Origin of the sequence: Luteimonas wenzhouensis (assembly GCF_007859305.1) — a bacterium.
GTDB lineage: Bacteria > Pseudomonadota > Gammaproteobacteria > Xanthomonadales > Xanthomonadaceae > Luteimonas > Luteimonas wenzhouensis.
Window position 1 is genome coordinate 454,985 of sequence record NZ_VOHE01000001.1, and the last position, 17,376, is coordinate 472,360.

At 72.6% G+C, this 17,376-nt stretch carries 23 protein-coding genes; 14 read left to right on the forward strand and 9 right to left on the reverse strand.

Annotation, left to right across the window (positions count from 1 at the left end):
• The first annotated feature begins 1 nt into the window (after position 1).
• From FQY79_RS02045 to FQY79_RS02055, 3 genes are all read left to right on the forward strand, one after another.
• A complete protein-coding gene (locus tag FQY79_RS02045; RefSeq protein ID WP_146310261.1) occupies positions 2-448 on the forward strand; it encodes a GNAT family N-acetyltransferase in 447 nt (148 codons plus the stop codon).
• A 34-nt stretch (positions 449-482) separates the two neighbouring features.
• Positions 483-1,007: a molybdenum cofactor biosynthesis protein B gene (moaB, locus tag FQY79_RS02050; RefSeq protein ID WP_146310263.1), complete on the forward strand. Its 525-nt coding sequence runs from the start codon at positions 483-485 to the stop codon at positions 1,005-1,007.
• A gap of 341 nt (positions 1,008-1,348) precedes the next feature.
• Positions 1,349-1,615 (forward strand): hypothetical protein, encoded by a 267-nt coding sequence (locus tag FQY79_RS02055; RefSeq protein ID WP_146310265.1) that lies wholly within the window; start codon positions 1,349-1,351, stop codon positions 1,613-1,615.
• A gap of 19 nt (positions 1,616-1,634) precedes the next feature.
• Here the strand turns inward: FQY79_RS02055 and FQY79_RS02060 are convergent, their stop codons facing one another.
• The 3 genes from FQY79_RS02060 to FQY79_RS02070 are packed head-to-tail and all read right to left on the reverse strand — an operon-like array spanning position 1,635 to position 3,807.
• Complete coding sequence (locus FQY79_RS02060) at positions 1,635-1,916, reverse strand: acylphosphatase (protein ID WP_146310267.1); 282 nt, start codon at positions 1,914-1,916, stop codon at positions 1,635-1,637.
• The gene (locus FQY79_RS02065; RefSeq protein WP_146310269.1) at positions 1,916-2,536 is read right to left on the reverse strand and encodes a TlpA family protein disulfide reductase; all 621 of its coding nucleotides are present in this window, start codon (positions 2,534-2,536) and stop codon (positions 1,916-1,918) included. The genes FQY79_RS02060 and FQY79_RS02065 overlap by 1 nt, the downstream gene beginning before the upstream one ends.
• A complete protein-coding gene (locus FQY79_RS02070; RefSeq protein WP_146310271.1) occupies positions 2,533-3,807 on the reverse strand; it encodes a YihY family inner membrane protein in 1,275 nt (424 codons plus the stop codon). The genes FQY79_RS02065 and FQY79_RS02070 overlap by 4 nt, the downstream gene beginning before the upstream one ends.
• Before the next feature lie 88 nt (positions 3,808-3,895).
• On the opposite strand from FQY79_RS02070, the gene wrbA reads away from it, so the two are divergent.
• The 3 genes from wrbA to FQY79_RS02085 are packed head-to-tail and all read left to right on the forward strand — an operon-like array spanning position 3,896 to position 5,348.
• The gene (wrbA, locus tag FQY79_RS02075; RefSeq protein ID WP_146310273.1) at positions 3,896-4,486 is read left to right on the forward strand and encodes an NAD(P)H:quinone oxidoreductase; all 591 of its coding nucleotides are present in this window, start codon (positions 3,896-3,898) and stop codon (positions 4,484-4,486) included.
• On the forward strand, positions 4,486-4,824 hold the full coding sequence (locus tag FQY79_RS02080; protein ID WP_146310274.1) for a DUF2069 domain-containing protein: 339 nt from the start codon (positions 4,486-4,488) through the stop codon (positions 4,822-4,824). Before wrbA ends, FQY79_RS02080 begins: the two co-directional genes overlap by 1 nt.
• Positions 4,825-4,859: 35 nt before the next feature.
• The gene (locus FQY79_RS02085; protein ID WP_146310276.1) at positions 4,860-5,348 is read left to right on the forward strand and encodes an asparaginase domain-containing protein; all 489 of its coding nucleotides are present in this window, start codon (positions 4,860-4,862) and stop codon (positions 5,346-5,348) included.
• A gap of 45 nt (positions 5,349-5,393) precedes the next feature.
• On the opposite strand, the gene sufT is transcribed toward FQY79_RS02085, so the two are convergent.
• On the reverse strand, positions 5,394-5,945 hold the full coding sequence (gene sufT, locus FQY79_RS02090; protein WP_146310278.1) for a putative Fe-S cluster assembly protein SufT: 552 nt from the start codon (positions 5,943-5,945) through the stop codon (positions 5,394-5,396).
• A gap of 98 nt (positions 5,946-6,043) precedes the next feature.
• Here sufT and FQY79_RS02095 point away from each other — a divergent pair, with 98 nt between their 5' ends.
• Positions 6,044-6,454, forward strand: a complete 411-nt coding sequence (locus FQY79_RS02095) for a hypothetical protein (protein ID WP_146310280.1) — start codon at positions 6,044-6,046, stop codon at positions 6,452-6,454.
• Positions 6,455-6,469: 15 nt separating this feature from the next.
• On the opposite strand, the gene FQY79_RS02100 is transcribed toward FQY79_RS02095, so the two are convergent.
• Both FQY79_RS02100 and FQY79_RS02105 read right to left on the reverse strand, forming a co-directional pair.
• Positions 6,470-7,870 (reverse strand): NAD(P)(+) transhydrogenase (Re/Si-specific) subunit beta, encoded by a 1,401-nt coding sequence (locus FQY79_RS02100; protein ID WP_146310282.1) that lies wholly within the window; start codon positions 7,868-7,870, stop codon positions 6,470-6,472.
• On the reverse strand, positions 7,867-8,166 hold the full coding sequence (locus tag FQY79_RS02105) for an NAD(P) transhydrogenase subunit alpha part 2 (RefSeq protein WP_146310284.1): 300 nt from the start codon (positions 8,164-8,166) through the stop codon (positions 7,867-7,869). The genes FQY79_RS02100 and FQY79_RS02105 overlap by 4 nt, the downstream gene beginning before the upstream one ends.
• A gap of 212 nt (positions 8,167-8,378) precedes the next feature.
• On the opposite strand from FQY79_RS02105, the gene FQY79_RS02110 reads away from it, so the two are divergent.
• The 3 genes from FQY79_RS02110 to FQY79_RS02120 are packed head-to-tail and all read left to right on the forward strand — an operon-like array spanning position 8,379 to position 9,730.
• Entirely contained in the window at positions 8,379-8,912 is a 534-nt protein-coding gene (locus FQY79_RS02110; protein WP_186759689.1) for an RNA polymerase sigma factor, read from the forward strand.
• Complete coding sequence (locus tag FQY79_RS02115; RefSeq protein ID WP_146310288.1) at positions 8,909-9,280, forward strand: hypothetical protein; 372 nt, start codon at positions 8,909-8,911, stop codon at positions 9,278-9,280. The genes FQY79_RS02110 and FQY79_RS02115 overlap by 4 nt, the downstream gene beginning before the upstream one ends.
• Positions 9,281-9,283: 3 nt before the next feature.
• Positions 9,284-9,730: a DUF3106 domain-containing protein gene (locus FQY79_RS02120; RefSeq protein ID WP_146310290.1), complete on the forward strand. Its 447-nt coding sequence runs from the start codon at positions 9,284-9,286 to the stop codon at positions 9,728-9,730.
• Between the two features lie 7 nt (positions 9,731-9,737).
• Here the strand turns inward: FQY79_RS02120 and FQY79_RS02125 are convergent, their stop codons facing one another.
• Together FQY79_RS02125 and FQY79_RS02130 are read right to left on the reverse strand one after the other, a co-directional pair.
• Positions 9,738-10,838: an NAD(P) transhydrogenase subunit alpha gene (locus FQY79_RS02125; protein ID WP_146310292.1), complete on the reverse strand. Its 1,101-nt coding sequence runs from the start codon at positions 10,836-10,838 to the stop codon at positions 9,738-9,740.
• A gap of 116 nt (positions 10,839-10,954) precedes the next feature.
• Positions 10,955-13,420: a DUF1631 family protein gene (locus FQY79_RS02130; RefSeq protein WP_146310294.1), complete on the reverse strand. Its 2,466-nt coding sequence runs from the start codon at positions 13,418-13,420 to the stop codon at positions 10,955-10,957.
• Between the two features lie 27 nt (positions 13,421-13,447).
• Here FQY79_RS02130 and FQY79_RS02135 point away from each other — a divergent pair, with 27 nt between their 5' ends.
• Genes FQY79_RS02135 through FQY79_RS02150 form a run of 4 tightly spaced genes read left to right on the forward strand, consistent with a single transcriptional unit; the run spans position 13,448 to position 16,373 of the window.
• The gene (locus tag FQY79_RS02135; protein WP_186759695.1) at positions 13,448-14,074 is read left to right on the forward strand and encodes a nitroreductase family protein; all 627 of its coding nucleotides are present in this window, start codon (positions 13,448-13,450) and stop codon (positions 14,072-14,074) included.
• Positions 14,071-15,006, forward strand: a complete 936-nt coding sequence (locus tag FQY79_RS02140) for a 5'-3' exonuclease (protein ID WP_246122969.1) — start codon at positions 14,071-14,073, stop codon at positions 15,004-15,006. The genes FQY79_RS02135 and FQY79_RS02140 overlap by 4 nt, the downstream gene beginning before the upstream one ends.
• 30 nt (positions 15,007-15,036) lie before the next feature.
• On the forward strand, positions 15,037-15,591 hold the full coding sequence (locus FQY79_RS02145; protein ID WP_146310298.1) for an NUDIX hydrolase: 555 nt from the start codon (positions 15,037-15,039) through the stop codon (positions 15,589-15,591).
• Positions 15,588-16,373: an N-formylglutamate amidohydrolase gene (locus tag FQY79_RS02150; RefSeq protein WP_146310300.1), complete on the forward strand. Its 786-nt coding sequence runs from the start codon at positions 15,588-15,590 to the stop codon at positions 16,371-16,373. Before FQY79_RS02145 ends, FQY79_RS02150 begins: the two co-directional genes overlap by 4 nt.
• A 23-nt stretch (positions 16,374-16,396) precedes the next feature.
• Here FQY79_RS02150 and pip read toward each other — a convergent pair whose 3' ends face one another.
• On the reverse strand, positions 16,397-17,338 hold the full coding sequence (pip, locus tag FQY79_RS02155) for a prolyl aminopeptidase (protein ID WP_146310302.1): 942 nt from the start codon (positions 17,336-17,338) through the stop codon (positions 16,397-16,399).
• Positions 17,339-17,376 lie beyond the last annotated feature (38 nt).

Here is a 17,376-nt window from a genome sequence, read left to right on the forward strand (position 1 = left end):
GATGACCGTCACCGTGGCCCACGCCCTTCCGGCCGACCTCGACGCGCTGGCCGCACTGTTCGATGCCTACCGCCAGTTCTACGGCCAGCCGGCCGACCCCGGGGCGGCGCGCGACTGGCTGCGGCAGCGCCTGCGCTTCGGCGAGTCGCGCGCGCTGCTGGCGCGCCTGGACGGCGAGCCGGCGGGGTTCGCCCAGCTCTACCCGATGTTCTCCTCGGTACGGCTGGCGCGGGTGTGGATCCTCAACGACCTGTTCGTGCTGCCGGCGATGCGGCGCCGGGGCGTGGCCCGGCGACTGCTCGACGCGGCCGCCGGCTTCGCCCGCGAGGATGGCGCCGCCGCGATCCAGCTCGAAACCACCCGTGACAACGCCGCCGCACGGGCCACCTACCGCGCCGCCGGCTGGCACGAGGACGCGACCCAGTGGTACTCGCTGCCACTGTGCTGACCGCGCCACCGCGCGCCTGCGGTACGCTGCCGCCATGACCGCCACCCGCGACCCGATCCCGCTCGCCCTGTGCGTGCTCACCGTCTCGGACTCGCGCACGCTGGCCGAGGACGGTTCCGGCGACTACCTCGCCGCCGCGCTGCAGGCCGAAGGCCACCGGCTGGCCGAGCGCGCGCTGCTGCCCGACGACCGCTACGCCATGCGCGCGCTGGTGTCGAAATGGATCGCCGACCCGGCGGTCGACGGCATCCTGGTCACCGGCGGCACCGGCTTCACCGGACGCGACTCCACCCCCGAGGCGCTACTGCCGCTGCTGGACAAGCAGATGCCCGGCTTCGGCGAGCTGTTCCGGGCGCTGTCGTTCGAGGAGATCGGCACGTCCGCGCTGCAGTCGCGCGCCTTCGCCGGCCTCGCCAACGGCACCTTCCTGTTCGCCCTGCCCGGTTCGACCTCGGCCTGCCGCACCGCGTGGGAGCGGATCATCCGCGAGCAGCTCGACGCGCGCACCCGGCCCTGCAACCTCGCCACCCTGCGGCCGCGCCTGAACGAATCGCGCTGACGGCACGCGCCCCGCTTCACGGTGCCTGCCGCAACCGGCACCATGGCGCGCGATCCGGCCGGGAGGGCATGCCGATGCGCGCAGCCGCGCACCGCGTGCGGGGCATGGAGGCGGCAGCACCACGCACAGCGCCCCACGTGCAGGCGGCCCCGCGCGCGCGACCGCGGGGAACCGGGCCACGGCGATGGCGCCCGGCCCTGGCCCTGGCCATCGCCTGCGGTACGGCGTTCCTGGCCTTCGCCCGGGACACGCCGCCGGCCCCGCCGGACGCGCCGGGGGTCGACGTCGAGCTTGCGCCGGTGCGGGTCCTCGGCCACCGCCCGCCACCCGACCCCTTCACCTTGCGCAATCCGGTGGAGGTCGAGGACACCGTGTTCTCGCAGCGGTGGGACGAGGCGCCAAGCCTGGAGGAAGTGGGTCTGCGCGGCGGATACGTGCAGATCGCGATCAACGAGGGTCTGGGCGCGCTCGCCAGGGGCGTGCGCAAGCTGCCCGGCTGGCGGCCCCAGGGCGTGCCGGCGGAGGCCCGTCCGCCACCGCTCGATGCCGGGCAGGCCGAACGCGCGCGCGCCCTGTACGAAGGCCCCGGTGCGGCGCCCCCGCACTGACACCGTGGCCTCCCCGGGTTCAGCCGTCTTCCAGGATGTCGAACCCCGGGCCCAGTCCGGGCGCGTGCGCCGGGTCGGTACGGGCCAGGTGCGCGACCCGTGCGGTGGGCGGGCCGTCCTCGAGCCACTGCGCCAGCGCTTCGAGCGCCTGCTGCGGTCCCACCGCCAACACCTCCACCCCGCCATCGGCGAGGTTGCGCACGTGGCCGCGCAGGCCCAGGGACAGCGCCTGGGCACGGGTGGCGGCGCGGAACCCCACGCCCTGCACCCGTCCGTCGACGCGGAACCGGGCCGCGCGCATCACGCGCCCCCGGGGCCCGGGGCGGCCGAAAGCGACTCGAGCGATGGCCCTCCGCTGCTGGCGATCGCCGCCTCGATGTCCCTCGCCGTGACTGGGCCGAGGAACTGCCGGGCCACGGCGCCATCCGGCGCGATCAGGTAGGTCATCGGCAGCCCGCGCGGGGTGTCGAAATCGGCCGGCGGGTCGTACACGTCGATGATCGCGACCGGATACGCCACCGGGTGCGCCTCAAGGAACGACCGCATCGCCGGCACCTCGATCTCCTCGTAGGCCAGGCCCACCACGCTGATGTGCTCGCGCATGGTGTGCAGCGCCGAGAGTTCCGGCATCTCCTTCAGGCAGGGCGAGCACCAGGTCGCCCAGAAGTTCACGACCACCCATTCCCCGCGGTGCTCGGCCAGGTCGTAGCGGCCACCGTCGATGGTGGCCACCTCCAGGGTGGGCAGGTCCGGCCGCGCCGGCTCCTCCTCCGCGGCATCCGGGGCATCCTCCTCCTGCACCGCCACCGCCGGCGCGCCGGGCTGCGCCGCGCCGGCCTGGTCCTCGGCCGGCGTGGGGGCCTGGCGGCACGCGGCCAGCAGCAGCAGGGTGGACACGATGGCGAGAATCCTCGGGTTCATGCTGTTTCACCTGAGCGGGGGTAGAGGTCGGCCACGTTGCGCTTGAGCAGGTCGCGCAGCGGCAGGCGCAGTTCGTCGAGCGCGGCCACCGCGTCGGCGCCCAGCGGATCGTCCCGGCACGGCAGCCAGGCCTCCGAGACCGGGATGCGCAACCCGGACGCTTCGTAGAGGTCGGCCAGGCTGAGGGTATCCAGATCGCGCGCCAGCAGCCACTGGCCATCCTCGGCGCGCTTGAGCAAGTCGATCCCCGCCAGCTGGGCGAGGAAGCCCTTGAGCTGGGAATCGGTGAGCATCGGCTCAATGTCGAGGATCTCCTCGGTATGCAGCCCGCGCCCCTGGCGCCGCGCCTGCACGAAGCGGCCCAGCAGCCGCAGCAGCCCGTACAGCTCGAAGCCTTCGGGCAGCCGCATCGCCGCCGGCTGGTAGCGGAACGCCGATACCGCCGAGGCGAACGACGCCCCCAGCAGCACCGACACCCAGCCCAGGTAGATCCAGATCATCAGGATCGGCAGCGCCGCCAGCGCGCCGTAGATGCGCTGGTAGGTGGTGAACGTGCCCAGGTACACGCCCAGGCCCCACTTCACGATCTCGAGCAGCACGGTCGCGATCAGCGCGCCGGCGAAGGCGTGGCGCAGCGCTACCGTGCGGTGCGGAACCACCCGGTACAGCGCCGTGATGAGCAGCAGTTCGATCAGCACCGGCGCCGCCCGCAGGGCGAACCCCGACAGCACCCTGCCCTCGCTGGTGGAGAACACCGGCAGCGCGAACAGCCACGCCGACAGCGCCAGCGAGGCCGCGGCCAGCATCGCGCCCAGGGTGAGCACGGTCCAGTACACCAGGAACCGCCCCAGCCGCGGCCGCGACGACGGCACCCGCCAGATCTGGTTGAAGGTGGCCTCGATGCTGTTGAGGGTGATCAGCAGCGAAACGATCAGGCCGATCGCGCCCGCCACGGTGATCGTGGTCGCATCGCCCACCAGGCGCAGCAGGGTTTCCTTGACCGCACTGGCCGCGCTGGGCACGAAGTTGGAGAAGATGTACTCGGTGAGCTGGTCGCGCCATTCGCCGAACACCGGGAACGCCGACAGCACGCCCAGCACCACGATCGCCAGCGGCACCAGGGCGAAGATCGTGGTGTAGGCCAGCGCCGCGGCGGCCTGGAACAGGCGGTCGTCGAGGAAGCGGCGGGCGAGGAAGCGGGCGAAGGTGCCGGCCCGCTCGCGATCGCGGATCCGTTCCATCCACAGGTTGAGCGTCGCCAGCGGCTGCATCGCCCGCAGCGTAGCAAAGCGCCGCCGCCGGCGCGGTGAGCTGGCCCGCAAAGCCTGTCAGAATGTCCTCCGGTCGACGGAGGCTGGCATGCCCGACATCCTGGTCCTGTACTACAGCCGCAACGGTTCGGTGGCGCAGCTCGCGCGCCAGGTGGCGCGCGGCATCGGCGAGGTGCCGGGCATGAACGCGCGCCTGCGCACCGTGCCGCCGGTGGCCCCGGTGACCCGCGTGGCCGAGCCGCCGGTGCCCGGATCGGGCGCGCCCTACGTCGAGCGCGCCGACCTGGAGGAATGCGCCGGCCTGCTGCTGGGCAGCCCCACCCGGTTCGGCAACATGGCGGCGCCGCTCAAGCACTTCCTCGACGGGCTGGGCGCCGAATGGGCCAGCGGCACCCTGGTCGGCAAGCCCGCCGGCGTGTTCACCTCCACCGCCAGCATGCACGGCGGCCAGGAATCGACCCTGCTGAGCATGATGCTGCCGCTGCTGCACCACGGCTGCGTGGTCGCCGGCATCCCCTTCACCGAGCCGCGGCTGTCCTCCACGCGCGGCGGCGGCACCCCGTACGGCGCCAGCCACGTGGCCGGCCCCGGCGACGACCCCGAACCGAGCGAGGACGAGGCGGTGCTGGCACGCGCGCTCGGCCGCCGCATCGCCGGGCTGGCGGCGAGGCTGGGCTGATGCTGGAGGGTCCGCACCGGACGACGCTGGTCGCGCTGCTGGCCGCGCTCGCGGTCCTGTACCTGGCCTGGTTCGCCGGCGACCGGCACTTCCTGGCCGCGCTGCTGGTGTTCGTGCTGCCGATCGCCCTGCTGCTGGCCGCGGTCACCGCGGGCAGCGCCAGGGCCGCCTTCTGGGCCGGCGTGCTGGGCCTGCTGCTGTTCTGCCACGCGGTGATGATCGCGTGGGCCGAACCCGCGCAGCGGGCCTTCGCGTTGGCCGCCACCGCGCTCTCGGTCGGGCTGGTGTTCACCGCCAGCTGGCCGGGCCTGCGCGCGCGGTTCGCCCGCAGGCGCTGACGCGTCCTGCCCGCGCCCCCTATTGGAGCATCGTGATGGAAGAACTGTTGATCGTCACCACCGGTGGCACCATCGACAAGACCTACTTCGACGACAAGTCCGACTTCCAGGTCGGCGACCCGCAGATCGGGCGCATGCTCTCGGAACTGGACGTCGCCTTCCGCTTCCGGGTGATCCCGATCCTGCGCAAGGACTCGCTGCACCTGGACGACGACGACCGCGAACTGGTGCGGGCCACGATCGCGGCCCAGCCCACGCGCCACGTGCTGGTGACCCACGGCACCGACACCATGGTGGAAACGGCCAGGGTGCTGGCGACGCTGGCCGACCGCACCATCGTCCTGACCGGCGCGCTGAGCCCGGCGCGCTTCCGCGGCTCGGACGCCGAGTTCAACATCGGCACCGCGGTCGGCGCGGTGCAGAGCCTGCCGCCCGGGACCTACATCGCCATGAACGGCCGGGTCTGGGACCCGGCGCGGGTGCGCAAGAACGTCGAGGCGAACCGCTTCGAGGCGATCGACTAGGGGCGCGGCGGCCTGCCGCGCCGGCGCCCGGTGCCGCCTGCCCGCTTACAGCATCCCGGTTTCCAGGCGCGCGGCCTCGGACATCATGCTCTGGTTCCACGGCGGGTCGAATACCAGCTCGACGTCGGCCTCGGCGATCGTCGGGATCATCTCCAGCTTGCTGCGTACGTCGTCGACCAGGATCTCGCCCATGCCGCAACCGGGCGCGGTCAGGGTCATCTTCACCTCGACCATCCGCTTGCCCTCGCCCAGCGGACGCAGCACGGCCTCGTAGATCAGGCCAAGGTCGACCACGTTGATCGGGATCTCGGGGTCGAAGCAGGTGCGCAGCTGCTTCCACACCAGTTGCTCGACCGCGGCGTCATCGGCGTCGTCGGGCAGGCTCAGCGGCTCGGGCGGCTCCTTGCCGATCGCGTCGCCGTCCTTGCCGGCGATGCGGAACAGGTTGCCCTCCACGAACACGGTCCAGCTGCCGCCCAGGGCCTGGGTGATGTAGCCGACGCTGCCGGCGGGCAGGGTCACGGACTCGCCCTGCGGGACCAGGACGGCCTCGCAGTCGCGCTCGAAGCGCACCGGTTCGCTGCTGCGTGAATACATGTGCGATGGATGGGGGCCCATGGGCCGCGGGGCAAGGCCGTCATTGTATCGCCGCGACCCGGCTATCCTGTGCGGCCTTCCGCAACGCAGCCTCCCGCATGCCGCCACCACGCAACGCCTGGTCCGCCTTCGCTCTGGGATGGCTGCTCCTGGGCAGCCTCGGCGTGGCGGCCGCATGGGTCCTGCTCGCGATGGCGCTCAACGCGCAGTGCAGCTGGATGGCGCTGGTCGCGGCCGTGGACGCGGCCCTGATCGTGCGCCTGCTGCGGCTGCGCCCCGGCGCGGCGCGGGCCCTGGCGGGGCTGCTGTCGACCGCGCTGGCGGTGGCCGCGGCGAACTGGGCGCTGGTGGCCGCGTGGCTGGGCGGCCACATGGGCCTGCTGCCGTGGGAGTCGATGCTCAAGCTCGGCAACGGGTTGGCCTGGCTGCTGGTGCGCCTGTCCAACGGCCCGACCGACCTGGCCTGGATCGCGGCCGGGCTGGTCGTGGCCGCGATCGCCTCGCGCTGACCCGCGGCGGCGGGCTCAATGCCCGCCGTCGAGCGCCTTGAGTTCGCTCACCAGCGCGTTGGCCATCGCCGCGCCGTCGCCGTAGAGCATGCGGGTGTTGTCGGCGTAGAACAGCGCGTTCTCGATCCCGGCGAAGCCGGTCCCCTTGCCGCGCTTGATCACGATGACGTTCTTCGAGTTCACCACGTCGAGGATCGGCATGCCGTAGATCGGGCTCGCCGGGTCGGTCTTCGCCACGGGGTTGACCACGTCGTTGGCGCCGATCACCAGCGAGACGTCGGTATTGGCGAACTCGGGGTTGATGTCGTCCATGTCCGCGATCAGGTCGTAGGGCACGCCGGCCTCGGCCAGCAGCACGTTCATGTGCCCGGGCATGCGACCGGCCACCGGGTGGATCGCGAACTTCACCTTGACCCCGCGCTCGACCAGGCGCTGGGCCAGCTCCCAGATCTTGTGCTGGGCCTGGGCCACGGCCATGCCATAACCGGGCACGATCACCACCCGCTCGGCGAAGGCCATCATCGCCGCCACGTCCGCGGCCTCGATCGGCTTCTGCGAGCCGGTGATCTCGGCCGCTTCCGCCCCCGCGCCGCCGAAGTTCGAGAACAGCACGCTGCGGATCGAACGGTTCATGGCCTTGGCCATCAGCCGGGTCAGCAGCATGCCGGCCGCGCCCACCATCATGCCGGCGATGATCAGCGCCTCGTTGCCGAGCACGTAGCCCTCGAACGCCACGGCCAGGCCGGTGAAGGCGTTGTAGAGCGAGATCACCACCGGCATGTCGGCACCGCCGATCGGCAGCGTCATCAGCACGCCCAGCGCCAGCGCGGCGACGAAGAAGGCCACCACCCAGTGCATCCCCAGCGACCAGCCCGCCAGCACCGCCAGCGCCACCGTGCCCAGCGCCACCAGGGCGTTGAACGCCTGCATGCCGGGGAACACGTAGCGCTTGTCCATGCGCCCGTCGAGCTTGGCCCAGGCGATGATCGAACCCGACAGCGCCACCGAGCCGATCAGCGCGCCCAGCAGTGCCAGCACCAGCGGCACCGGGCCCGCCGCGACCCCGGTCGAGGACCACCGCAGCAGCTCCACCGCCCCGATCGCCGCCGCCGAACCGCCACCCAGGCCGTTGTACAGGGCGACCATCTGCGGCATGTCGGTGATCGCGACCCGCTTGCCGGACACCCAGGCGACCACAGTGCCCAGCGCGGTCGCGGCAAGGATCAGCGGGATGTTGTGCAACTCGGGCAGGAAGAACGTGGCCAAGGTCGCGATCACCATGCCGAGCCCGGCCCAGCGGATGCCGCTGCGCGCGGTCAGCGGCGAGGCCATGCGCTGCAGGCCGAGCAGGAACAGGGTCGCCGCCACCAGGTAGCTGGTGCCCACCACCAGGGTCAGGACCTGCGCGCCGCTCATGCCCCGGGCTCCTGCTTCTTCGAGGGCTTGAACATCTCGAGCATGCGCTCGGTGACCACGTAACCGCCGGCGGCATTGCCCGCGCCCATCAGCACCGCGGCGAAGCCGATCGCCTTCTCCAGGGGGGTGTCGGCGTGGCCGAGCACCACGATCGCGCCGATCAGCACGATGCCGTGGATGAAGTTGCTGCCCGACATCAGCGGCGTGTGCAGGATCACCGGCACCCGGGAAATGATCACGTGCCCGGCGATCGCCGCCAGCATGAAGATGTACAAGGCCACGAACCCGTCCGTCATCCCCCACTCCCGGCTGTGTGCTCCGCCGCGCATCATAACCGGGGCTGAACCGCGACAGGAGCGGTCAACCGCCCCCGCGGCGGCGCGTTGACTCCCGGGACACAGGGTTTCCGTTGCAACTTCGAATGGATGGCGGACGGCAGATGGGACAGGCGCGCGCGGGCCTGGCGGGGTCCACGGTGGCGGCAGCGGTTAGGCTGGCGCCCGTGGAGATGCACGACCCCGCCCGCGAGACCCCGGCGACGCTGGAACAGTTCCTGGCGGCGGTGTCCGCCCGCGCCTTCCGTTTCGCCGAACTTGGCCTGCGCCACCGCGAGGATGCGCTCGACGCGGTGCAGGACGCGATGGCGAAGATGCTCGCCTACCGCGACCGGCCGCCCGGGGAATGGACTCCGCTGTTCTGGGCGGTGCTGCGCAGCCGGATCATCGACCTGCAGCGCCGGCGCAGCTTCCGCCTGAAGTGGCTAAGCGACGCGCGCGACGAGGATGGCGGCGAGATCGACTGGGCCGACGAGTCCACGCCCGACCCGGCGCGCGCGCACGACGGCCGCGAGGCCTGGGCCCGCCTGGCCGGCGCCCTGCGCGAACTGCCGGCGCGGCAGCGCGAGGCGTTCACCCTGCGGGTGCTGGAGGACATGGACGTGGAAACCACCGCGAAGATCATGGGCTGCAGCGAGGGCTCGGTGAAGACCCACCTGTTCCGCGCCCGCGAGGCCCTGCAGAAGCAACTGGAGGAATTCCGATGAACATCGACGACACGGGCCGCTTCGACCTGGCCGCGCGCCGGGCCTACGCCGACGCGCAGGCCCGGGTGTCGGCCGGCACCATGGCGCAGCTGCATCGTCGTCGTCACGCCGTCCTGTCCGCGCCGGCGCGGACACGCTGGCGGCTGCCGGCCGCGGCCTTCGCTTCGCTGCTGGTCCTGGGCGCGGGGCTGGGCATCGGCCTGCGCTGGGCCGGCGACGCGCCGCCCCCTCCGCCCGTCGCGCAGGCCACGGTGCCCGCCGCGGCGACCGATCCCGGCATCGAGGCGGTGCTCGACGACCTCGACCAGAACCCCGAGTTCTACGTCTGGCTCGCCTCGCGCGATGCCGACCTGCTCGCGATGGAGTAAGCCATGTCCGCCCGCGTCTCCGCCCGCACCCGTCTCCTGGCCCTGTTGCTCGCCCTCGCCCCGCTGGGCGCGATGGCGCAATCGCAAGGGGCCGCGCCTGCGCTGCTGCCCGAATGGGACGGCCTCACCGAGCAGCAGCGGGAACTGCTGCTGGCGCCGGTGCGCCAGCGCTGGAACGCCAGCCCGCCCGAGAAGCGCCAGCACATGCTCGAACACGCCCGGCGCTGGCAGTCGATGACGCCCGAGCAGCGCGAGCACGCACGCCACGGCATGCGCCGCTGGCACGACATGCCGCCGGAGAAGCGACGCCAGGCGCGGGCCCTGTTCGATCACATCCGTGGCCTGCCGGAGGCCGAGCGCAAGGCGATGCTCGAGCGCTGGAAGACGATGACCGCGGCGGAACGCAAGGCCTGGGTGGACGCGCATCCGCCCCGCGACCCGGCGGACTGACGCGGCGTCAGGCCGGCGCCGCCGCGCGCTCGGGCCAGACGGTCTTCGCCAGCAGTTCGTCGTCCCAGTCGAACGCCAGGCCGTCCTCGCGCAGCAACAGCGAGACGAAGTTGTAGAGGTTGCGGGCGAACATCTCGCTGGCGTGCAGCGCGCCCATGCTGGCCAGGTCGACGGGGCCGGCCACGACCACGCCGTTGCCGGTCTCGAAGGTCTCACCGCGGCGGGTGAGTTCGCAGTTGCCGCCGGTCTCGGCGGCCAGGTCCACGATCACGCTGCCCGGCTTCATCCCGTCCACCATCGCCGCGCTGATGATCTTCGGCGCAGGTCGTCCGGGCACCGCGGCCGTGCTGACGATCGCGTCGATCCCCTTGAGGTGCTCGGCCAGCCGCTGCTGCTGCAGCGCCCGCTCCTCGTCGGTGAGCGGGCGCGCGTAGCCGCCCTCGCCCGCGGCGCTCACGCCCAGGTCGAGGAACTTGCCGCCAAGCGACTCGATCTGTTCGCGCGTTTCCGGGCGCACGTCGAAGCACTCGACCTGCGCGCCCAGGCGCCGCGCCGTCGCGACCGCCTGCAGGCCGGCCACGCCCGCGCCCACCACCAGCACCTTCGACGGGCGGATGGTGCCGGCGGCCGTGGTCAGCATCGGGAAGAAGCGCGGCGCCAGCTGGGCCGCGATCAGCACCGCCTTGTAGCCGGCCATGCCGGCCTGGGAACTGAGGATGTCCATGGCCTGGGCGCGGGTGGTGCGCGGCAGGCGCTCGAGCGGGAAGGCGACAACACCGCGTTCGCGGATCGCCGCGGCACGCGCCTCGTCGGCCTGCGGGTGCAGGGCGCCGACCAGCACCGCGCCCTGCTTCATCGTCGCGATCGCCGCCGCGGGCGGTGACTGCACGCACAGGACCACGTCGGCCCCGGACAGCACGTCGCCGTCGACCAGTTCGGCACCGGCATCGGCGTAGGCCTGGTCCGGGAAGCGCGCCAGCGCGCCCAGCCCCCGCTGGGCGTGGACGACGGCACCGGCCGCCACCAGCTTTTTCGCGGTTTCCGGCGTGAGCGCGACGCGACGCTCGCCCGGCGCGCTCTCGCGCGCCACTCCAATGATCACCGCCATGCATCCCTCCCCCGCGACTGTCCGCGCCATCGTAGCGAATCGGCATGGACCGCGCGACGCGCGGCGGCGTCCGCGAAGGGTTCGATTGATACCGTTCCCGCGCTGCCGGCGGGCGCTCAGGCGGTGCCGGTCCCGAGAGCCTGGTCCTGCGCCGGCGAGAGGTCTTGCGAGGTGGCGTTGATCCGCTGCCACAGCTGCTTCATCGCCTCGTCGAACGGCGAATCCACCGACCGCACCTGGGCCCGGCCCTGGGCGACCATCACCGCCAGCTCCTCCGGCGAGACCACCAGCTTGCGGATGCCGCGGCGGTTGACGATCAGGAAGCGGCCGGTCAGCGGACTGATCCAGGCGATCCGGCCGGCGCTCTCATGGCCGTCCTCGTCCACCAGGCGCAGGCCCTGCCCCACCCGCAGGCGGCGCATGCGCGCCGCGATCGCGGGGTCGAACACCAGCTGTGCGCTGCCGCCGGCCACCCGCAGCACGCCGTCTTCCTCGTCGGCCGGCTCTTCCTGTTGCGGCTGGTGCACGGTGCGCGGGGTGTCGGGCAAGGCCAGCGCGGAGATGATGCGGGCCATCGCGTCGCGCGCCGAACCCGCCTCCATGCCGCAGCTGGCGTAGCACTCGCCTAGCGGCACCTGCAGTGCGAGCAGCTGGCCGGCGACCACCGCGCCGCGCACTTCGGCGGCGTCGGCGTCCACCTGCACCATCGCATCGCCCAGGTTGATTGCCGACAGGTGGCGCGGCGAATCCGGCCCGTCGCGCAGCCAGGTCTGGGTGAGGTAGTGGCGCCAGTGGCGGTCGAGGAAATGGGCGACGGCCGCGGTCAGCGGCCGGCCGGACAGGCGCGAGGCGACCAGGTCGGCGGCGCTGCGGCGGGCCTGCTGCAGCCGCTCGCGGCCGTGGATCGCCTCGGCGGCGCGCTTCTCCGTAAGCTCGGCGCGACGGCGCTGCTGGTCCAGATGGTCGCGCAGCTCGGCCGCGGCCAGTTCGAAGATCGCCTGGTCCTCGCCGTACTCGCCCACCACCCGGTCCACCGCGTGGCCGGCCTGGTTGAGGGTCTCCTGGTCCTGCGGCGTCTTGCCCTCGTTGCCGTCACAGGCTTCGGTGACCGCGTCGAGCAGCCGCCGCGCCGGATGGCTGCGGCGATTGAACAGCGAGTCGTCGGTGAGCGCCACCTTCAGGTACGGCACCACGAGCTTGCCGTAGAGCTGGCGCGCGTGGCCGACCAGGTCGTTGGCATCGAACAGCGACTGGAACAGGATGCCGATCAGGTCGATCGCATCCTCCTCGTCGCTGCTGAAGCGGGTGTTGGCCGGGTCGAAGCCGATCTGGCGCACGCCGCTGAGCAGGGCATGGCGGATCACCTCGGCGAGCGGGCGCCCGTCCTCGCCGGCCAGGACCTTCTCGAACGGTTCGGGATCGTCGCCCTGCAGCAGCGAGGCGAGGTTGAGCAGTTCGGCGGTGCCGAGTACGTGCGCACCCTGCGCATCGGCCTCGGGCGCCACCATGCCGCGCGACCGGTCCGCCGCCTCCTGCGCGCCGGCGCGGTTGCGCTCCCGCCAGGCGCGCAGCTGGTCGCGAACCAGGTCGCGGTAGCGCAGCGGCCGGCCGGCGGCCAGGGCCTCGGCCACCGCTTCGTCGCGCGGCAGGCCCGGCGTGCTGGTGCCCCCCGCCCCGCCCGCCGGCGACGCGGGGGAGGCGTGCCTGCCCTCGTCCGCGGCCGCGCCGTCAGCGCCCGGGCCCGTGCCGCCGTGCCCGCCCGCCTCCGCATGGCCGCCGCGACGGGCATGGCCCGCGCCACCACCGCCACCCTCGCCCAGGTGCGGCACGACCCCGCCATCGGGCACCCAGCCCTCCTGCTGGTCGTGGGGCTGCGCGGCGGCCGGACGGCCGCGCACCGGCTGCCGCCGCGCCTCGGGGGCGACGCCGGAGAACGAGGCCTTGTCGAGGATCGCATTGGCCTTCTCGTACAGTTCGCCCAGCACCTTGGGCAGGCGCTTGTCGAACTGCTGGAAGACCATCGTGCGCAGCCCGGCGGTGAGGTCTTCCGGCCCGAACAGCGAGACGAAAGCATTGACCGCCACTTCCGGGCGCAGCGGGTTGGGCCGCCTGCGCTCGACGCCGAGCGCCGCCGACAGCTGCCGCAGGCGCTCGTCGAGCTGCGCGAGCGGATGCAGGAACTGGTGGTCCAGCAGTTCGGTGATCTGCTGTCCGGCCAGGTGGACCTCCAGCTCGGATTCCGACATCAGGGTCAGCGAGCGCTCGCGCTGCTCGGGCGCCTCGACGGCCTGCTCCCAGCGCTCGAACTCCGCCTCGATGGCCTCGCGGAACCGGGTGGCGAGCTCCAGCGCGCGATGGCTCAGGGCCATCACCGCGACCCGGTCTTCCTGCACGGCGACGTAGTCGTGCCCGGCCAGCGCCGCCAGCCGCACCTGCTCCTCGATGCCGCTCCAGAACCCCGACAGCACGCCTCCGAGCTCGGTCACGGCCTCGTGGCGGAGCGCTTCGAGGACACGCCCGGGGGCGTGCAGGGAACCTGCGCGGCCCGGCGGGAAACCTGTCGGAACGGCACGAAGTGTCATTTTGGGGGGACAATGCACTTTCTACGCATGACATCATTCTGCCTAAGCGACGCCACGTCTGTGACTGCATCCGCAAATACCTCCTCATCCGCCCCGTTTCCCCTGGATTCGCGCCGTTCCGTGCCCGCCCGGCTGCTCGGGGAGCCCGGCCCGGACGAGGCCGGGCTGCTGCGGCTGCTGCAATCGGCGGTGCGGGTCCCCGACCACGGCAAGCGGGTTCCGTTCAGGTTCGTGCGCATCGCCGGCCCCGTACGCGAGCGTATGGGGGAGGCGCTCGCGGCGATCGCGCTGCGGCGCGATCCCGGCGCCAGCCAGGCGGTGCTGGACAAGGAGCGGCAGCGCTTCTGCCACGCGCCGGTGGTGGTGGCGGTGGTCGCGGTGCTCGATCCGCTCGACCGGCAGATCCCGGAACAGGAGCGCCTGCTCAGCGCCGGCTGCACCTGCTTCGCCCTGCTCCAGGCCGCGCAGTCGATGGGCTTCGGCGCCAGCTGGCTCACCGGCTGGCCGGCCTACGATCCCGAGGTTCACGCGCTGCTGGGGATGTCCGCCCACGAGCGGGTCGCCGGTTTCGTCCACATCGGCACTCCGACCGCGGAGGTGCCCGAGCGCGACCGGCCCGACCCGCGCGCGCTGCTGACCGACCTGGTGCTGTGAACGCGGTCGCGGGTCCGCCGGGGGCCGGCGTGCCGCTGTACCTGGTCGACGCCAGCCTCTACGTGTTCCGCGCCTGGCACTCGATGCCGGACGAGTTCCGCGACGTCGATGGCCAGCCCTGCAACGCGGTCCAGGGCTTCGCCCGCTTCCTGCTCGAACTGCTCGAGCGCGAGCGCCCGCGCCACATCGCCGTGGCCTTCGACGAGGCGCTCGACAGCTGCTTCCGCAATGCCCTGTATCCCGACTACAAGGCCAACCGTCCGCCCGCGCCCGAGGAGCTGCGGCGCCAGTTCGCGCACTGCAAGGCACTCTCGGCCGCGCTCGGGCTCAACGTGCTCGCGCACGACCGCTACGAGGCCGACGACCTGATCGGCAGCGCACTGCACCTGGCCCGCGCCCACGGCCACCGCGGCGTGATCGTGTCGGCGGACAAGGACCTGTCACAGCTGCTCGACGGCCATGACGAGCAGTGGGACTTCGCCCGCGGACAGCGTTGGCGCGCGGCCGACGTGCGCACGCGCCACGGAGTGCATGCGCACCAGATCGCCGACTACCTGGCGCTGTGCGGGGACGCGATCGACAACATCCCCGGGGTGCCCGGGATCGGCGCCAAGACCGCGTCGGTGCTGCTGTCGCACTTCGGCAGCCTCGATGCGCTGCTGGCGCGGGTGGACGAGGTGGCGTTCCTGCGCTTTCGCGGCGCGGCGCAGGCAGCGGCGCGGCTGCGCCAGCACCGCGAGCGGGCGTTGCTCTACCGGCAGCTGACGACGATCTCGCTGGAGGCTCCGCTGGGCGCGGCGGCGCCGCGGTTCGCGCGCGCCGGGGCCGATGCCGCGGCGCTGGCCGACCTGTGCACCCGGCTGCGGTTCGGGCCGCTCACCCGGCGCCGGCTGTACGCCGCCGCCGGGCTGGGCGAACCGCCGCTGTCCTGAGCTCGCGCCGGCGCGGGGTACCATCGCGGCATGGAGACGCAACCCGAACCGACCGAAGTCCTGCACGAGGGACGCTGGCTGCGCCTGGTCCGGCGCGGCACCTGGGAATCGTGCGAACGCACCCATCACGGCGACGGGCTCGCGGTGCAGATCATCGCGGTCACTCCGGGCGACGAGGTGCTGTTCGTCGAACAGCCGCGCGCGGCGGTGGGCAAGCGCACGATCGAGATGCCGGCCGGCCTGGTCGGCGACGGCGACGGCGAGGACACGCTGGAGTCGGCCGCGCGGCGCGAACTGGTCGAGGAAACCGGCTGGGAACCCGGCCGGGTGGAGGTGCTGGCGGTGGGCTGCACCACCCCGGGGATGAGCAACGAGCGCATCGCGCTGGTGCGGGCGCTGGACCTGCGCAAGGTCGGCGACGGTGGCGGCGTGGGCGTCGAATCGATCACCGTGCACGCGGTGCCGCGCGCGCAGGCGCCGGCGTGGCTGCTGCAGAAGCAGCGCGAGGGCTTCGCGCTCGACCTCAAGGTCTGGGCGGGGCTGTGGATGATCGACCACGAACCCGACGGCCGGCGACGCGCATGACCACGACACCGCACGCGCCCCTGCTCTCGCCGGGCGACCCCGCGCCGGTGACCGTGCTGCGCGGTGACGGCGCCTCGCCGTTCCTGCTGATCGCCGACCACGCCGGCAACGCGGTGCCGGCCGCGCTCGGCCGGCTGGGCCTGCCGCAATCCGAATTAGAGCGCCACATCGGCTGGGACATCGGCATCGCCGGCACCACCGCACGGCTCTCGGAAAGGCTCGATGCCTGCGCCATCATGCAGGCGTATTCGCGGCTGGTGATCGACTGCAACCGGCCGCTCGCATCGCCGGGCTCGATCGCCGAGCGCAGCGACGGCACCGAAGTGCCGGGCAATCTCGGGCTCGATGCGCGACAGCGGCGGCAGCGTGTCGACGAAATCTTCTCGCCCTACCACGCGCGCATCGCGGCCGAGCTCGACCGCCGCGCCGCCGCCGGCCGCCCCACCATCCTGGTGGCCATGCACAGCTTCACCCCGTCGATGGCCGGGCGCGACCGGCCCTGGCACGCAGGCGTGCTCTACCAGCGCGACGCGCGCTTCGCCCACGCCCTGCTCGAGGCGCTGCGCGGCGAGGGCGACCTGGTGGTCGGCGACAACGAGCCCTACCGGGTAAGCGACGCGACCGACTACGCGATCCCGGTCCACGCCGAGCGCCGCGGCCTGGCGCACGTCGAGCTCGAGATCCGCCAGGACCTGATCGCCGACGCCGCCGGCCAGCAGGCCTGGGCCGAGCGCCTGGCGCGGCTGTTCACCGCGCTGCAGCCGCGCTTCGCCGGCGCCTGAGGCGCCACGGCCAGGCGCCCGCGCTACGCGAACGCGTCGGTCGCCCGCACCAGCGCGTCGACGTTCTCGGCCTCGAACGCCGAATGGCCGGAGGTCGGCGTGATCACCAGTTCGGCCTTGGGCCAGGCCTGGTGCAGGTCCCAGGCGTTTTGCACCGGGCAGATCACGTCGTAGCGGCCGTGCACGATCACGCCGGGGATGCCGGCGATCCGGTAGGCGTCGCGCAGCAGTTGGTCGTCGACTTCGAAGAAGCCCTTGTGGGTGAAGTAGTGGTTCTCGATCCGGGCGAAGGCCAGGGCGAAACGCGGGTCCTCGTGGCTGTCCACGAAGTCCGGGTCGATGTGCAGGAACGAGGTCGCGGCCTCCCACACGCTCCAGGCGCGGGCGGCGGCCAGGCGGGTGGCCTCGTCGTCGGACGTCAGGCGGTGGTGGTAGGCGGCGACCAGGTCGTGGCGCTCGTCCTCGGGGATCGCCGCGAGGTACTGCTGCCAGGCCTCCGGGAACAGGCGCGAGGCGCCTTCCTGGTAGAACCACTGCAGCTCCCAGTGACGCAGCATGAAGATGCCGCGCAGCACCAGTTCGGTCACGCGCAGCGGGTGCGACTGGGCATAGGCCAGGGCCAGGGTCGAGCCCCAGGAGCCGCCGAACACCTGCCAGCGCTCAATGCCCAAGTGTTCGCGCAGCGCCTCGATGTCGGCGACCAGGTGCCAAGTGGTGTTGTCGACGAGGTCGGCGTGCGGGGTCGAGCGCCCGGCGCCACGCTGGTCGAACAGCACGATGCGGTACTTCGACGGGTCGTGGAAGCGGCGCATCTTCGCGTTGCAGCCGCCGCCGGGGCCGCCATGCAGCAGCACCACCGGCTTGCCCTTCGGGTTGCCGCACTGCTCGTAATACAGCGCGTGGCGTGCGTCGACCGGCAGCATGCCGCTGTCGAAGGGCTCGATCTCTGGATACAGCGTGCGCATGGGCCCGCCCCTGGCTGGAGTTGCGCACAGTCTAGCGA

Excerpts from the sequence above, each read along its gene's own strand:
- FQY79_RS02045 (WP_146310261.1), top strand. The coding sequence starts at position 2 with ATGACCGTCACCGTGGCCCACGCCCTTCCGGCCGACCTCGACGCGCTG.
- moaB (WP_146310263.1), top strand. The coding sequence starts at position 483 with ATGACCGCCACCCGCGACCCGATCCCGCTCGCCCTGTGCGTGCTCACC.
- FQY79_RS02060 (WP_146310267.1), bottom strand. The coding sequence starts at position 1,916 with ATGCGCGCGGCCCGGTTCCGCGTCGACGGACGGGTGCAGGGCGTGGGG.
- FQY79_RS02065 (WP_146310269.1), bottom strand. The coding sequence starts at position 2,536 with ATGAACCCGAGGATTCTCGCCATCGTGTCCACCCTGCTGCTGCTGGCC.
- FQY79_RS02070 (WP_146310271.1), bottom strand. The coding sequence starts at position 3,807 with ATGCAGCCGCTGGCGACGCTCAACCTGTGGATGGAACGGATCCGCGAT.
- wrbA (WP_146310273.1), top strand. The coding sequence starts at position 3,896 with ATGCCCGACATCCTGGTCCTGTACTACAGCCGCAACGGTTCGGTGGCG.
- FQY79_RS02080 (WP_146310274.1), top strand. The coding sequence starts at position 4,486 with ATGCTGGAGGGTCCGCACCGGACGACGCTGGTCGCGCTGCTGGCCGCG.
- FQY79_RS02085 (WP_146310276.1), top strand. The coding sequence starts at position 4,860 with ATGGAAGAACTGTTGATCGTCACCACCGGTGGCACCATCGACAAGACC.
- sufT (WP_146310278.1), bottom strand. The coding sequence starts at position 5,945 with ATGTATTCACGCAGCAGCGAACCGGTGCGCTTCGAGCGCGACTGCGAG.
- FQY79_RS02095 (WP_146310280.1), top strand. The coding sequence starts at position 6,044 with ATGCCGCCACCACGCAACGCCTGGTCCGCCTTCGCTCTGGGATGGCTG.
- FQY79_RS02100 (WP_146310282.1), bottom strand. The coding sequence starts at position 7,870 with ATGAGCGGCGCGCAGGTCCTGACCCTGGTGGTGGGCACCAGCTACCTG.
- FQY79_RS02105 (WP_146310284.1), bottom strand. The coding sequence starts at position 8,166 with ATGACGGACGGGTTCGTGGCCTTGTACATCTTCATGCTGGCGGCGATC.
- FQY79_RS02110 (WP_186759689.1), top strand. The coding sequence starts at position 8,379 with ATGCACGACCCCGCCCGCGAGACCCCGGCGACGCTGGAACAGTTCCTG.
- FQY79_RS02115 (WP_146310288.1), top strand. The coding sequence starts at position 8,909 with ATGAACATCGACGACACGGGCCGCTTCGACCTGGCCGCGCGCCGGGCC.
- FQY79_RS02120 (WP_146310290.1), top strand. The coding sequence starts at position 9,284 with ATGTCCGCCCGCGTCTCCGCCCGCACCCGTCTCCTGGCCCTGTTGCTC.
- FQY79_RS02125 (WP_146310292.1), bottom strand. The coding sequence starts at position 10,838 with ATGGCGGTGATCATTGGAGTGGCGCGCGAGAGCGCGCCGGGCGAGCGT.
- FQY79_RS02130 (WP_146310294.1), bottom strand. The coding sequence starts at position 13,420 with ATGACACTTCGTGCCGTTCCGACAGGTTTCCCGCCGGGCCGCGCAGGT.
- FQY79_RS02135 (WP_186759695.1), top strand. The coding sequence starts at position 13,448 with ATGACATCATTCTGCCTAAGCGACGCCACGTCTGTGACTGCATCCGCA.
- FQY79_RS02145 (WP_146310298.1), top strand. The coding sequence starts at position 15,037 with ATGGAGACGCAACCCGAACCGACCGAAGTCCTGCACGAGGGACGCTGG.
- FQY79_RS02150 (WP_146310300.1), top strand. The coding sequence starts at position 15,588 with ATGACCACGACACCGCACGCGCCCCTGCTCTCGCCGGGCGACCCCGCG.
- pip (WP_146310302.1), bottom strand. The coding sequence starts at position 17,338 with ATGCGCACGCTGTATCCAGAGATCGAGCCCTTCGACAGCGGCATGCTG.